Origin of the sequence: Kordia jejudonensis (assembly GCF_001005315.1) — a bacterium.
GTDB classification, from domain to species: domain Bacteria; phylum Bacteroidota; class Bacteroidia; order Flavobacteriales; family Flavobacteriaceae; genus Kordia; species Kordia jejudonensis.
Genome location: NZ_LBMG01000038.1, coordinates 20,062 through 35,430, shown reverse-complemented (window position 1 = coordinate 35,430; position 15,369 = coordinate 20,062). Strand labels below are relative to the sequence as shown.

Below are 15,369 nucleotides of genomic sequence, written 5' to 3'. Positions count from 1 at the left end.
GTATTATTGATTAAAATATTGTAATTGGAAAGTACTTTCTAAATAATTTGCTAAAGCCGTTAGTGCTTGCTGTTCAGATTCGATGGCTTCCTTTATGAGTTGTGTAAATGCTGTATAATCAATTTCACCTTCTCTGTATGCTAACAAAGCACCTGATTTCTGACCTTTTGTTAATGGTAAAATTTTGCTCTCATAAAACTTCCAAGCTTTTTTCCATTTTAAATAATCTTCTTTAGCCTGAATAAATTTTGACTCAACTTCTTTTTTTCTAAATTTAGCATTTATTTCTGCTATCTCTGTATCAATTTTTGCTGTTTGTGTTTTGGATTTATTCGTACCTGACAAGAAAGGGATTGAAATACCAGCTTGATAACTGTAGAATCCTGAATTGCCATTGACTCTTTGTAAACCTCCTTGTATATTGAATTTAGGTAAGTTATTAGCTTTGGCAACTTTATACTTTGCATTTGCTTCTGCCACAATATTTTGTGAGATAGTATACGAAGGATGATTTTCTACTGTAAAATTTTCTACGTTAGAGAATGGTTCAATATCAAAATCTTTTGAAACTGTAAATACTTTATCCGAAGCCAACCAGAGATTTAATTCTTGTAAAGCAATTAGATAATTACTATACGCCTGTTCTTTTTTATTTTGAATTTGGAAATATTGATTTCTAGCTGCTAAATATTCTAATTTAGAAATAGCTTCTACTTCATAATTCAAAGCAACTGCTTGTTCAAATTTTGAATAAATACTATCTAATTCTTCAAATAGTAGATAATTTCTTTTCATTTGGTAACAATTAGACCATGCCTTTTTTACTTCTAATTCCAATTCAAGTTCAGATAATTGATATGCTTTTTTAGCTAACTGTATACGTTGTTGCTGTAACTTCTTTTTTGGAGCAATACCGAATATATCTATATTGGATTGTCCAATGCCAATAGTTGTATATATACCATTATCATTATTTATTTCTTCTCCTCCTGTAAAGATTCTAGTTGTTCCAAGTTCGTAAACAATTGCTTTTTGTTTTTCCTGTTTGGTTACTTCTAGTTGTCTTTGTTTTAATAAAGGATATTTATTTTTTGAAATTTCTACGGCTTCTTGCAATGTAATTTCTGTAAGTACATTGTTTTGTTGTTGAGCGTTTACCTGTGTTAAACAACTAAATAACATAACTATTACCATTGTTGGTGTAGCTAATTTTTTATTTGGTTTCAATGAGAAGGATTTATTTTCTACCCAATGATATAAAATAGGTAAAACGAATAATGTGAGTAAAGTAGAGGTCAATAGTCCGCCAATAACCACAGTAGCCAATGGACGTTGAACTTCTGCTCCCGCTGATGCAGAAATAGCCATTGGTAAGAAACCTAAAATATCTGTAAATGCTGTAAGCATAATAGGTCTAATTCTTCTTTTAGTACCTTCAATAATTCTATCTTTTAGATTGGTTACGCCTTCGTCTTTTAACTCATTAAGTCCGCTAATCATTACGAGTCCATTTAAAACAGCAACACCAAAGAGTACAATAAAGCCTACACCTGCCGATATACTAAAAGGCATATCTCTTAGCCACAACGCTACAACACCACCGATAGTAGCCATCGGAATTGCAATGTAAATCATCAATGTTTGAGGTAATGATTTTAGTGCAAAATAAATCAATATAAAAATAAGTAACAATGCAATAGGAACAACGGTAAATAAACGACTACTGGCACGCTCCAAATTTTCAAATGCGCCGCCATAACGAATAAAATAGCCTGATGGTAGTTCTAATTGCGCATCCAATTTTGATTTAATTTCAGTTACTAATGATTTCACATCGCGACCTCTAACATTTATTCCTACATAGGTTCTCCTATTAGTGTTATCTCTACTAATTTGCATTGGACCCGATTTGTATGATATGTCTGCTATTTCTCGAAGTGGTATTTGGGCTCTTGATGGAATATTGATAAAAAGATTTTGAATATCTGTAATATCTTTTCTGTTTTTGGTATTTAAGCGAACTACTAAGTCAAAACGTTTTTCTCCTTCAAAAATTACACCTGCATTACCTCCAGCAAATGCAGATTGCACAATCTTGTTGAGATCATTGATTTGAAGTCCGTATTGTGCTAATTTATTTCTATTGTAAGTAATCGTCATTTGCGGCAATCCTGTTGTGGCTTCGGCTTTCATGTCTCCAATACCCTGTGTTCCTGCTATAATTTTAGATATTTCTTGTGCCTTTTTAGAAAGTAGGTTGATATCATCGCCATAGAGTTTTATAGCAATATCTTCTCGAACACCTTCAAGCAATTCATTGAATCGCATTTCTATTGGTTGTGTAAATTCATAATTAACACCTGGAACAATTTCAATGGCATCTTTCATTTTTTCTATGAGTTGATCTTTAGAAGAAACTGTTGTCCATTGACTTTTTGGTTTTAGAATTACGAAAACATCAGCGATATCCATAGGCATTGGATCGGTGGGTATTTCAGCAACACCAATACGGCTTACAATTTTATCGACCTCAGGAAATTTTGACTTTACAATTTGTTCAATTTTAGTGGTTGTTTCAATAGTTTCACTTAAAGAACTCCCTGGTTTTAAGATAGCATGAAATGCAATATCACCTTCATCGAGTTGTGGTATAAATTCGCCACCCATTCGAGTAAACATAAAAACCGCTAGTGCAAAAAAACCAATAGCAAGACCAATAATGAGTTTCCCTTTTTTTAAGGAACTTTCCAATAATGGTTGGTATTTACGTTCTACCCAATGCACAAATTTATCTCCATACGACTTTTTATCGGATTTAGGCGCTCTCAATATCAAAGCTGACATCATTGGTACATAGGTAAGACATAAAACCATTGCACCAATCATTGCAAAAATGAAAGTTAGTGCCATTGGCTTAAACATTTTTCCTTCAATACCTTGTAACGCTAGAATTGGTAAAAAAACTATTAGAATAATTAACTGACCAAAAAATGCTGCATTCATCATTTTTTTTGAAGCCGAAGATGCTATATCATTTCTCTCTTTAGAAGACATTTTTTTCTTTTTGAGTATTTGTGAAGAAATTAAGAATACTGTCGTTTCAACAATGATAACTGCGCCGTCCACAATGATTCCAAAGTCAATAGCTCCTAAACTCATCAAGTTTGCCCAAACATCAAAAGCATTCATTAATATAAAAGCAAAAAGTAACGATAATGGTATCGTTGAAGCGACAATTAATCCACCTCTCCAATTCCCTAATAAGAATATAAGTACGAATATTACGATCAACGCACCTTCAATTAAGTTATTTGCTACCGTAGAAGTTGTCTCGCCAATTAATTTACTTCTATCTAAAAGTGGCTCTATGACAACACCTTCAGGTAGCGACTTTTGGATTTGTTCCATTCGTTTTTTAACATTGTCGATAACCTCATTGGAATTAGCACCTTTTAACATCATTACTAAACCACCAACAACTTCGCCTTCGCCATCTTGTGTTAAAGCACCATAACGAATTGCCGAGCCGTACTGAACAGTTGCAACATCACTTATTGTAATGGGAATATTGTTTATAGTTTTAATCGTAATTTTTTTAATATCCTCAAAATTACGAACCAAACCTTCCCCACGTATAAAATTGGCTTGATGATTTTTTTCAATATAAGCACCTCCTGTATTTTGATTATTGGCTTCAAGTGCTTCAAAAATGTCTATAATTGTTAATCCTATTGCTTTTAACTCATTCGGATCAACGGCTACTTCATATTGCTTTACTTTACCGCCTATAGCATTTACTTCCACCACACCATCTACCATTGCCATTTGACGTTGTACAATCCAATCTTGCATTGTACGTAGATCAGCAATAGAATATTTGTTACTGTATTCAGGTTTTACCTTTAAAGTATATTGATAAATTTCTCCTAATCCTGTTGAGATTGGTCCCATTGATGGCTCTCCAAAACCTTCGGGAATTTGTTCTTTTACTTCATTTAGTTTTTCTGAAACTAATTGACGAGGAAGATATGTTCCCATATCATCATCAAAAACTATTGTAACCACAGATAAACCAAAGCGAGAGATTGAACGTATTTCTTCCACATTTGGAAGATTACTCATTGCGATCTCTACAGGATAGGTAATTATTTGCTCAATATCTTCAGTTCCTAAATTCGGAGATTGGGTAATTACTTGTACTTGATTATTAGTAATGTCAGGAACAGCATCTATAGGTACTTTAGTCATACTCCAAATTCCTGCTCCAATAATGGTAAGGGTTAACAAACCAATAATAAACTTGTTATTGATTGAAAAATCAATGATTTTATTTATCATAGAAAATATATTAATTTAGTTAAAACAGTCCGAATTACAACGGATTATAGTTGTAATACGAAATGATGAAAATTCCTTTTTTGCTTAAAAAAGGGTGTAGTTATCCTGTAAAAACTAAATTATACTTGTGGAGGTTGTAAGATAGTTGGATTGAAGTTTTTAATTAATCCAGCCGAATAATAAAAGATTTTTGCAGAAATATCTATTGTTGCTAAAGTAAAGTCAACAATTTTAAATTGCATAACATTGATGTGACAACAATTACAATGACAAAACGGTGAGCACAAATCAGAATCTTGATGCCCATAATCGTCATTAACATCATAGGTAATTTCTGTTTTGATTTCGTTTTCTTCATTACTACTATCTCCACATGGGAAAAAGTTTAGTGAAAAGATATATATTGATAATATTGCAGCTAAAAATTTCATTTGGTCAAATATATGAATTATTTGTTGCAATTGCTGTGCAAAAATTATTTGTCGATCTTTATGACTCACTAATTTATATTAAACTTATTTTATAGCAATTTTAAGCGGTTTTAATATAAGAAAATAAGACTATTCTCGTACCTAAATAATTTATAGTCGAAAGAATTTTTCATGAAATTTAAGTTAAATAATGACTAATAAGTGACTCAAGAGTTCCCTATAAGTTACCAAAGAATGACTCAGAATTGACTAATATTTTACCAAAGAATACCCTGTAAATGACTTAAAAAATTTAAAAATTCAAATTATTGATTATTAGACCTTTACATGCTTGCATTTTGGTAAACAAGTTTGGTGAGTCACTTTTTACTCAAAACCGTTGAACTCATTATTGGTATTGTAAAAATCTTCTAAAGCTTATATCCTAAATTTGTAATTGGATATTTTTGACTCCTTTCAAATTGTTCAAGTTACAAAAGTGAACAAATGATTTTTAACAACTTCTATTCATCTTTGCTTCATAACGGAATTTAGAGATTCTGAATAATTACAGCATTCAAAGTATAACGCTTTGATCTCCTTAAATAATTTTTTAATTACAAAGCTTTATTTCATGAAAAGAAAAGAAAATTCAATAGAAGGTAAACTCGATTTAGATTCGATAAAATCAGAAATAAAACCCATCATAAACACAAAAGAAATTTTAAAGCATCCAACTACTAAAATTATCATTTCAGGAATTGTTGTTTACGGATTTTTAAGGGTTTCAAAATATTATGTAAGCGCCTATAGCGGATTAGTGAAAGCTGTAAGGGATGCGAAAAGCAACCTTAAAGGGTAATGATCACAAAACCCTTTAAACCACTTTTTCTTAATCAATGATTGTGTTGAGAATGGTCTTCACTTTTATTTTCTCCAGATTGATTCATTGCCATAGTATGGTCATATTTACAACAACCTGGTAAGTTTTTGTAGGCTTCCTCATTACCTGCTACTTTTTCAGTATCATACCCAGATGCAGCAATTGCATTATGGATTGCCATTGCATCTGCTATAGAACTATCAAAAGAGACGTCTATTTTCTTTTTATTTCTATCCCAGTTTGCAGCTGTAACACCATCAATACTATTAGCAGCTTTTTCAATGGTACTTTTACACATACCACAATTACCTCTTACACCAAACGATAAGTCTGTCATCACAACTTCTTTTGAAACTTCTTTAGTAATTGAACTAACTTCTTTTTTTGTGTCGTTTTTACAACTTGTAAAACCTAAAGCTATTATGATAGCTGCACTTAAAATTACTTTCTTCATTTTTTAAAAATTTAATTATTATTTGTGTTTATTTATTTTATTGTTTGTTTTACTTCACCACATTTTAACATTGCATCACCAAAATATGGGTTTCGTATTTGTTCTTCATTACTCAACCAATACGCACCATTATCGTTATCTGCCATCGGGCAAAATTCAACATATACTTTTTCATTAATACCAAAGAGTTGAACTACATTTATTAAACGTGATGATAGATGTTTGAAATGGTCTCTTTGAGCCTTTATATCAGAAGTTTTAGAAATAGATGTTGCAGAAGATCGTATTTCCTTTACTAATGACATCCAATGCGCGTGAGCGTTATTGTCAGATAATAATTTCATATCAACTTTATCTAAATTGTTTAATAAACTTATTGCATTAACTGAAGTGTTTTTTGAATCTTCTTTAACTAGAGCATCTTTTAAATTGATGTAATCATTATAAACAAATTTTAATTGTTTTTGGAATTTCTCTGATACCGTCAATCTTTGGTTCATATTAGTATGGTTACTTTCTTTTTTTGATGCATTATTATCCATTCCTAAATGTCCTTCGTGACCAGTCATTACTTTGCCACCATCTTTATTCATCATTGATTTTTTACCTTGTAATTGAGCTGCTGCATCAACCGTAAATGTTCCGTTAGTCACGATTTCATTTCCAAGAAATAAACCTTCTAAAACTTCATATTCATTACCAATTCGATTACCTAAAACAACTTCACGCATTTCAAAAACGGTTTGGTCTGGATTGATTTTTAAATAGACCACAGAGCGTTCACCAGTCCAAAGTACAGCTGATGCTGGGATTGTTAATACCTCATCATTACTTCTCGAAACTCGTTCAATATTGGCGGTTACAAACATTCCTGGTTTAAATACATCGTTTTTATTAGAAAGCACCACACGTAAGGTTACTGTTCTTGTTTTGGTATTTAAAATTGGGTCAATAAAATCTACTTTCCCTTTGAACTCCTTATTAGCATAAGCGTTTGTAGTCACTAAAACTTCTTGCCCCTTTTTAAACAAATCGATTTGATTTTCATAGACATCAAAGTTTGCCCAAACCGTATTAAGATTTGCAATTTTTAGCAATGGTTGACCTTGTTTTATGTAATCGCCTTGTTCTACTAATTTTTCGGTAACTGTTCCTGAAACAGTAGCATAGACTGGAAAATTTTCTTTTACTTTTCCAGTTTCTTCTATTTGATTAATTTGACTTTCAGAAAGTTTCCACAACTTCAATTTATTACGAACTGCCTTATATAATGCAGGTTGTGATTCCTTTAATGATGAAGCTGTAATCAATTCTTGTTGTGCTGCATACAATTCTGGCGAATAAATGGTTGCTAATAATTGACCATTACGAACTTCCTCGCCTGTAAAACTGACATTCAATCGTTCTATTCTACCCGAAAAATAACTGACTTGTACTGCGTTTGCTTCTTCATTTTCAGCAATTTTACCAGATAATTTGATGGTGTTACCATCAATTTTTCCTTTGCCAACAATAGTTGTCTGAATGTTTGCTAATGCTATCGCATTTTCGGTTAATTTGAATTGGTCTGCCAACAAACCATCTGCACTACTTTCGGCAGGAATTAAATCCATTCCGCAAATAGGACAATCACCTGGTTCTGGTTGCATAATTTGTGGATGCATAGAACAGGTCCACATTTGATTGGTTTCTGTTGTTTCCGTATGATTGTGCTTTGTACTTTCATTGGACGAACTTCCAAATAGCAACCAACCCAAGAGTAAACCTACTACAAGTAAGCCTACGTATATGACTATTTTATTATTTTTCATTCTGTAATCGATTTATCATTGCTTTCATTTCTTCAATTTCCTTTTTCTGTGCTTTAATAATATCTTCTGCTAACTTTTTTACTTCTGGATCTTTAATATCTGCTCTTTCACTTGTTAAGATTGCTATGGAATGATGTGGTATCATACCTTTCATCCATAGTATATCTCCAACTGTTGATTTTTGGTCTCGCACTAATCCTAAAGCACCAAGAAAAAGCACTATACTACCTATGACAATTCCTAAATTCTTCTTTTTATTCTTGTACATATTCTTCATAAAAAAGAACATAATAAGTGCCATAGTAGCAATACCTAAACATACCATATAAAAGCGTGTGAGACTAAACCATACGTGGTCAAATTCATAGGTATTTAAATACATTGTGATGTACATTGCTATAAATGATGCCCCTAACATTAAAAAGAATTTTGTGTAGTTGCTCATTCCGTTTTCGTTGTTTTTGTGTTCTTGTGTGTTCATAATTTTTAGTTTTTATATTAATTTCTTTTCTTTTTCAATTTTCTAATCGTAGGTGAGGAAGTAAACCAAAGTAAAAATCCGCTTAATACAGTAATTAAGCCTAATAGAGAAAAGGCTCTTAAAACTATTGTATTAAAGTTGTCTCTACCTTCATAATCCATAGTGTGCGTCATCCATAAAAAATCGAACCAACGCCAACTACGATGTCTAACGGTTTGAAATTTTCCGTCTTTAACAGATACATAGGCTTTAAGGGCTTCGTCTGTTTTATATGAAATCACATAAGCAGGCAATAGTTTCTCTCTATATTCGTGATGCTTTCCAACCTTATTTATTTGCTCAATAGCGTCTACCTCTAGACCGTTTTTCATATAGTTTTTAGCAATATAGAGTGCTTCTTCCTCTGTGATGATATTCTTTGGGCTTCCATCTATAGCATTATACAACTGCTTGCCATTTACCCAATAATATGGCACGTTACCAATATCTCTTAAAGCGATGGTGTTAACACCTTCAGAAATATTAAGTTGTGATGGACTAATAAGGTTGTTAAATGCTTTAGGCTGGTATTGCATATTTTTAAAATGGTCTCCGTGAATTTCATCAATATCTGTCCAACTAAAATACAGACCACTGATAGTCCAAAACAAAAATTGAATACCCAAAAACAATCCTAAATATCTATGGGTTTTTCTAATTTTTAATGCTGTATGCCTGTTTACCATTTTATTGATTTATTTTGAATGGAAAGCTAATTGTCACCTTTTCCCAAGCAAGAGAAATACTGCCCTCTGTTTCACTAATCTTATTTACTTTATATTCTAAATGCTCTGTAATTTTATCTGAAATACTTGGTGTCACTTTAAATCGTATCACATCATCATTTTCATTATAATCGTCTTTCCCGTGTTGATTCCAGTTTTTATTAATCATTACAGTCCAATTCTCTTTTGAAGGAATCGTGAAAAATCCATATTTTCCTTTTGGAAGCACCTCACCATTTATAATTAAATCTTTATTGGTTTCAATCCAAGTGGCATTATGTGCACCTGCTTGCCAGACATTATCATAACCAACTAATCCACCAAAAATAATTCGTCCTCTAACTCCTGGTGATGAATAGTCTATATGAATATGTGCATCTCCAATCATTGCCATTGAAGATGTATGTGGGCTTAAAGGTTTCTTTTTAGGTGCATCTTCCTTTTCAGTTCGAGTCTGTTGATGGTTGTGCTCTTCTTTTTTCTGTTCTTGATTTTTACAGCTTAAAACTGAAACTGTTAATACAAATACTATTATTAAATTCTTCATAATTATATTTTAATATTTCTTAATCTTAATGCGTTTACTATTACTGAAACAGAACTAAAACTCATTGCTAATGCTGCTATCATTGGCGACAATAAAATGCCAAAGAATGGAAATAATACGCCTGCTGCAATAGGTACTCCTAATGTGTTATAAATAAGTGCAAAAAATAGATTCTGCTTAATATTTTTCATTACGGAATGGCTTAAATTTTTAGCTTTTACTATTCCGTGTAAATTACCTTTCACCAAAGTTATCATTGCACTTTCTATCGCTACATCTGTGCCTGTACCCATTGCAATACCTACATCACTTTTTGCCAATGCTGGTGCATCATTTATACCATCACCTGCCATTGCAACCACTTTTCCCTTTTCTTGCAATTTCTCAACTTCTTTGAGTTTATCTTCTGGTAGCATACTGGCTTTAAAATCTGCAAGATTAAGTTCTGAAGCTACTGCTTGTGCTGTATCGTGATTATCGCCTGTAAGCATTATAACATCAATGCCTTTATCTTGAAGTATTTTAATTGCTTTGGCACTTGTTTCTTTTATTTTATCTCCTATGACTACATAACCAACAACGGTTTTATCTATCGACAAATAAGAAACTGTTTTACCCTGTTGTTGGTAAGATTTAGCTTCGTCTTTCATTTTAGAAGTAATATCTGCTTTGGCATATTCCATCATTTTTGGATTACCTAATGCTACTTTTTTATCGTTTATTATTGCTTCAACACCTTTTCCTGTGATTGCACTAAAGTTTTCAGATTTTATTATTTCAGCATTATGTTCTTTTCCATATTTAACAGTAGCTTCTGCTAATGGGTGTTCACTATTCGTATTTAATGAAACGATATATTGTAGTAGCTCTTTTTCGTTTAGAGTATCACTAAAAACACCTACTGTTTCTACTGTTGGTTTTCCTTCTGTAATTGTTCCTGTTTTATCAACTATAAGTGTATTTACCTTATCCATTTTTTCGAGAGCTTCGGCATTTTTAATCAATACACCGTTTTGAGCACCTTTACCCACGCCAACCATTACCGACATTGGTGTTGCTAAACCTAAAGCACAAGGACAAGCAATGATTAGTACTGCAATTGCATTGACCAATGCATATACATAAGCAGGTTCTGGTCCCCAAATTGCCCATACCATAAATGTGATTATAGAAATAAGAACTACAACTGGTACGAAATAACCTGATACCTTATCTGCTAAATTCTGAATGGGTGCGCGACTTCTACTGGCATCATTAACCATATGAATGATTTGAGATAAAAGCGTATCACTTCCTACTTTTTCCGCTTTCATTAAAAAGGATTGATTCCCATTAATTGTTCCGCTATTTACTTTATCTTGTTGTGATTTGTTTACAGGAATAGGTTCACCTGTAATCATAGATTCGTCAATGGTTGTTTCACCTTCTGTTATCACACCATCTACGGGAATTTTATCGCCTGGTTTTACTTTTAAAATATCATTTAATTCTATCTTATCGATACTGACTTCAACTTCTTCACCATCTATTATTTTTATGGCTTTATTAGGTGCTAACTTTAATAATTCTTTTACTGCCGAATTGGTTTTGCTATGCGCACGAGCTTCTAACAACTGTCCTAAAAGCACCAAGGTTAGAATAACCGTTGCTGCTTCAAAATAGACGTGTACTGCACCTGATTCTGTTTTAAACTGTGATGGAAAGACATCTGGAAATAACATACCAATAACACTAAATAGCCAAGCGACACCAGCACCAATACCAATGAGTGTAAACATATTGAGGTTCCACGTTTTTATACTTCTATAAGCACGTTCAAAGAACATCCAAGTCGCATAAAATACAACTGGAATGGATAAAGCAAACTGAATCCAATTCCAATATTTTTGTTCCATTATATCGTACAATGGATTGTTATTAAGCATTTCGCTCATTGCGATTATAAAAATTGGGAAAGTGAAAACGGATGCTATCCAAAACTTTTTCAATAGTTTTTTATAGGTTTTTTCTTCCGCTGATGCTTCAGGTTCCATTGGTACTAAATCCATCCCGCAAATAGGACAAGAGCCCTCTTCATCTTTTACAACTTCTGGATGCATAGGACACGTCCATTGCTGTTTGTTGATTGTGGTTAGACTTACTTCTTCGACTAAATCCATACCACAAACAGGACAGTCTCCTGGATCATCGTAGGTTTTGTCACCTTCGCAACGCATTGGGCAGTAGAACGTACCTGTGCCTTGTCCTTTTGGTTTTTCTTTTTTCTCTTGATTAGCATCAGGTCTTTGACCTGCTTTAAAAATGCTATATGTTCCCCCATCTTTTTCTAAAACCTCTTGAAACTTTTCAATTAGTATTTCTGGTTTCATATATATAGTAGCTTCGGCATTTTTTAAATTGACTGAAACACTTTTAACACCTTCAACAGAAGAAAGTGTTTTTTCTACATGAGCCTTACAGCCATTGCAGGTCATCCCATTAACTGGAAAAGTTCTTGTGATTAAGCCATTACCTTTATTTGGATGAATATGATATTTTGCTTTTTTTTCTTGTAGCGCTTTTTCAAAATTGTCTATTGAAATATGCGCTGTCATTTCTATGGTTGCTGTTGATGTTTCAAAATCAATCTCCACATTTTCTACTCCTTCCACTTCTGACAAAGCATTATTAACAGTTCTCATACATCCTTTGCAGGTCATTCCTTGAATTTGATATTTGTGTTTCATTTTTTCATTTTTTAAAAGTTTAACTCACAAAATTATTTTGACTGTATATTTTAAGCTTTTCTAATATTGGATACTTTTTATACAATTTTGTCCAAAGTTTTTCTGGTATCAATTTGTAAGCTCTTATAATCTGTCATAGACATACCTGTTATTTGTTTAAATTGTTTTGCTAAATGACTACTATTTTTATAATTTAAAGTGTAAGCGATTTCAGAAAAATTTAGTTTTTGCATTTGAATTAATTCTTTAACCTTTTCAATTTTTAGATTGATATAATACTTCTCTATGGTTATTCCTTCGTTTTTACTAAATGTTTTACTTAATGTTGTGTAACTTTTTCCTATTTCATTTTCGAGATAGGTTACAATAGTGTTGTCATTACTATTTTCTACATACTGAATTAGTTTTATCTTGATTTTTTCAATCAATGTATCTACTGGGTCTTTAATTAGTTCAAAACCCAAATCTTTAAGTTGTTTATCAAGCTTTTGATAGTTTATCTCTACCTTTTTATCAATTGTGATTTTACCAAGTTGTATGGTTTTGACTTCAATATTTTGATTATTGAATACATTAAGTATCGCCATTTTACAACGGTTACATACCATATTTTTTATGTAAAGATATTTTTTCATTAATTAAAATCTTGCCAAAAGACCACCACCCCAGCCATAACGATTATTGTAGTTTGCTTGTATTGAAAAATTTCTTGATAGTATATAAGAAAGACCTACTAACCATTGTGTTTCACTCTCAAAAGAACTGCCTCCTAAATCATTGACCCATCCAAAGTCTGCTCTATATTCGTATTCTCCCTCGAGGAAAATTCTTGGAAATAGGTAAAGTTCTCTATCAAGTCTTATCCTTGGGCGTAGCTGATTGTCCATACTCACATCTACATTGAACCTGTAGGGTGTAAAGTATTTTACACCAACAAGACCCACCGTATTGAACTCATCAAAGGAATTTGGTATTTCAGTTTCTGTATTCACTCCTACATAGAGACGTAACCAGTCATTAAGGTATCTGTCATAATTTATTTCGGCTTCAAGGTTTTTGTCATAATCAAACTCTGCCCTTAAACCAAATCCATTGCGGATATTGCTTGACATTAAAAAGAGTTCATTAAAATTTGAACCTCCACGCAACAATCCCCAAGAATAATAATGGTCTGTTTCATCAATTAATTTTTGAACAGGGAAATCTTTCATTCTTTCATCACGTGGCGTATCATAACTAAAAATACGAGCCATACCACCCATCATGTGATATAAAATGTGACAATGGAAAAACCAATCTCCGTATTCTTCATTATAAAACTCAATGACTACTTTTTGCATTGGTGGTACATTAACGGTATGTTTTAATGGGGAACGCTCTCCGTTTTCGTTAATTACCCTAAAATAGTGACCATGTAAATGCATTGGGTGGTGCATCATAGTAAGGTTATTGAAAGTAATACGAGTTACTTCGTTACTTTTAATTTTTATTTTATCAGTCTCTGAAAGAGGTACACCATTCATACTCCATATATATCGTTGCATATTTCCTGTAAGATTTAATAAAATATCATTTACAGGTAGGTCTGCATTGTAAGCCGTTTTTTCTTTTGCTTTTAAATGATTGTAATTAAAATAGTTTTTACGGTTTTCATAATTAAAAGAAGAGGTGTCTTTTGACATTTTGGACATATTATGATATTTGTGTGCATTTTTGTTATCCATCTTCATGTCCATTGAGTTATTCATTTGATCTTTATTCATAGACATCTTGTCGCTCATACTCATCTTCATCTTGCCATCTTTCATATTCATTTGCATGCCATAATTCTCTTTAAGATATTCAGGTGTTTTTTTGTTTTTATTACCAATTGTGGCAGGTGCCCCCATCTTCATATCCATTTTAGACATTTGTTTCATCATCTCTATTTTATCAGGTCTATCTATAGTTTTAGCAGGAAATAATGTTCCTTTTCCTATATGAAGTGATGTGTGTCCTGAACCGTCTTGTGCTGTTGCAGTAACCTCTAAAGTTCCTTCTGGAATGGTAACAATAACATCATAGGTTTCGGCAACACCAAAAAGAAAACGCTCTTTTAAAGTTGGAACAACATCTACACCATCACTTGACACCATCATCGGATTACCAGTCCCAAAATCCATCCAATAGTAAGTCGATGCAGAAGCATTTATAAAACGTAAGCGTACTTTTTCTCCTGATTTGAAATCTGGATATTTTGCCGTTTTTTTACCATTAGTTAAAAAAGCAGGATAATAAATGTCTGCAATATCTGCACCTTCCATTCTATCGCGCCAAAACTTAAATTGTGCGCCCAATGCACCTTCTTTTATAACTCTACTTAATGGTACAGCTGTCCCTTTTTTTACTTGATACCATTCGTTACCTCGTTTAAGGTTACGAAGCACATTCATTGGCTTTTCATAAGTCCAATCAGATAATAAAACAACTAAGTCTTTATCATACTCTAATACTTTTTCTTTTGGGTGAATGACTATAGATCCGTAAACTCCTTTCTGTTCTTGTAACATTGTATGAGAATGATACCAGTAGGTTCCCGATTGGTTGATAGGAATTCTATATTGAAATGTGGTGCCTGCTTTAATAGGTGGTGTGGTTAAATAGGGCACACCGTCATAAAAATTAGGAAGAATTAAACCGTGCCAATGAACAGAAGTTTCCACATCCATTTTGTTGGTAACATTAATAATGGCAAGGTCTCCTTCATTAAACTCTAAAGTAGGTCCAGGAATACTTCCATTAATAGTCATAGCATTTGCGCTTACGCCTCCAAGTGTCATTTTATTTTCTTCAATAGTTAGGTTATATTCTTTTATATTTCTTCCTTCTTCTTTTCTGTCATCGCCATTTGTTCCTACTTGGGCAAATGCAATTGATGTTAGGAATAAAAGAAGTATTGTATTAATGGTTTTCATT

General features: G+C 32.5%; 11 protein-coding genes. 1 reads left to right on the top strand and 10 read right to left on the bottom strand.

Going from position 1 to position 15,369, the window contains the following annotated elements; translation table 11 throughout:
* Window positions 1-3 precede the first annotated feature (3 nt).
* Window positions 4-4,338, bottom strand: a complete 4,335-nt coding sequence (locus tag AA089_RS17140) for a CusA/CzcA family heavy metal efflux RND transporter (RefSeq protein WP_046758218.1) — start codon at window positions 4,336-4,338, stop codon at window positions 4-6.
* A 119-nt stretch (window positions 4,339-4,457) separates the two neighbouring features.
* Entirely contained in the window at window positions 4,458-4,838 is a 381-nt protein-coding gene (locus tag AA089_RS17135) for a DUF6660 family protein (protein WP_053002523.1), read from the bottom strand.
* Window positions 4,839-5,382: 544 nt separating this feature from the next.
* On the opposite strand from AA089_RS17135, the gene AA089_RS17130 reads away from it, so the two are divergent.
* Window positions 5,383-5,610: a hypothetical protein gene (locus AA089_RS17130; protein ID WP_046758217.1), complete on the top strand. Its 228-nt coding sequence runs from the start codon at window positions 5,383-5,385 to the stop codon at window positions 5,608-5,610.
* Between the two features lie 34 nt (window positions 5,611-5,644).
* Here the strand turns inward: AA089_RS17130 and AA089_RS17125 are convergent, their stop codons facing one another.
* From AA089_RS17125 to AA089_RS17090, 8 genes are all read right to left on the bottom strand, one after another.
* Complete coding sequence (locus tag AA089_RS17125; RefSeq protein WP_046758216.1) at window positions 5,645-6,085, bottom strand: heavy-metal-associated domain-containing protein; 441 nt, start codon at window positions 6,083-6,085, stop codon at window positions 5,645-5,647.
* A gap of 32 nt (window positions 6,086-6,117) precedes the next feature.
* The gene (locus AA089_RS17120) at window positions 6,118-7,896 is read right to left on the bottom strand and encodes an efflux RND transporter periplasmic adaptor subunit (RefSeq protein WP_046758215.1); all 1,779 of its coding nucleotides are present in this window, start codon (window positions 7,894-7,896) and stop codon (window positions 6,118-6,120) included.
* Window positions 7,886-8,377: a DUF305 domain-containing protein gene (locus AA089_RS17115; RefSeq protein ID WP_156169075.1), complete on the bottom strand. Its 492-nt coding sequence runs from the start codon at window positions 8,375-8,377 to the stop codon at window positions 7,886-7,888. The genes AA089_RS17120 and AA089_RS17115 overlap by 11 nt, the downstream gene beginning before the upstream one ends.
* Window positions 8,378-8,394: 17 nt before the next feature.
* Window positions 8,395-9,102, bottom strand: coding sequence for a PepSY domain-containing protein (locus AA089_RS17110; protein WP_046758213.1), 708 nt, complete (start codon window positions 9,100-9,102; stop codon window positions 8,395-8,397).
* 1 nt (window position 9,103) lies between these two features.
* Window positions 9,104-9,688 (bottom strand): DUF2911 domain-containing protein, encoded by a 585-nt coding sequence (locus AA089_RS17105; protein ID WP_046758212.1) that lies wholly within the window; start codon window positions 9,686-9,688, stop codon window positions 9,104-9,106.
* A gap of 2 nt (window positions 9,689-9,690) precedes the next feature.
* Window positions 9,691-12,414, bottom strand: a complete 2,724-nt coding sequence (locus tag AA089_RS17100) for a heavy metal translocating P-type ATPase (RefSeq protein WP_046758211.1) — start codon at window positions 12,412-12,414, stop codon at window positions 9,691-9,693.
* Between the two features lie 77 nt (window positions 12,415-12,491).
* Window positions 12,492-13,001, bottom strand: coding sequence for a helix-turn-helix domain-containing protein (locus AA089_RS17095; protein ID WP_241480008.1), 510 nt, complete (start codon window positions 12,999-13,001; stop codon window positions 12,492-12,494).
* 51 nt (window positions 13,002-13,052) lie between these two features.
* The gene (locus AA089_RS17090) at window positions 13,053-15,368 is read right to left on the bottom strand and encodes a multicopper oxidase domain-containing protein (protein ID WP_046758209.1); all 2,316 of its coding nucleotides are present in this window, start codon (window positions 15,366-15,368) and stop codon (window positions 13,053-13,055) included.
* Window position 15,369: the final 1 nt, after the last annotated feature.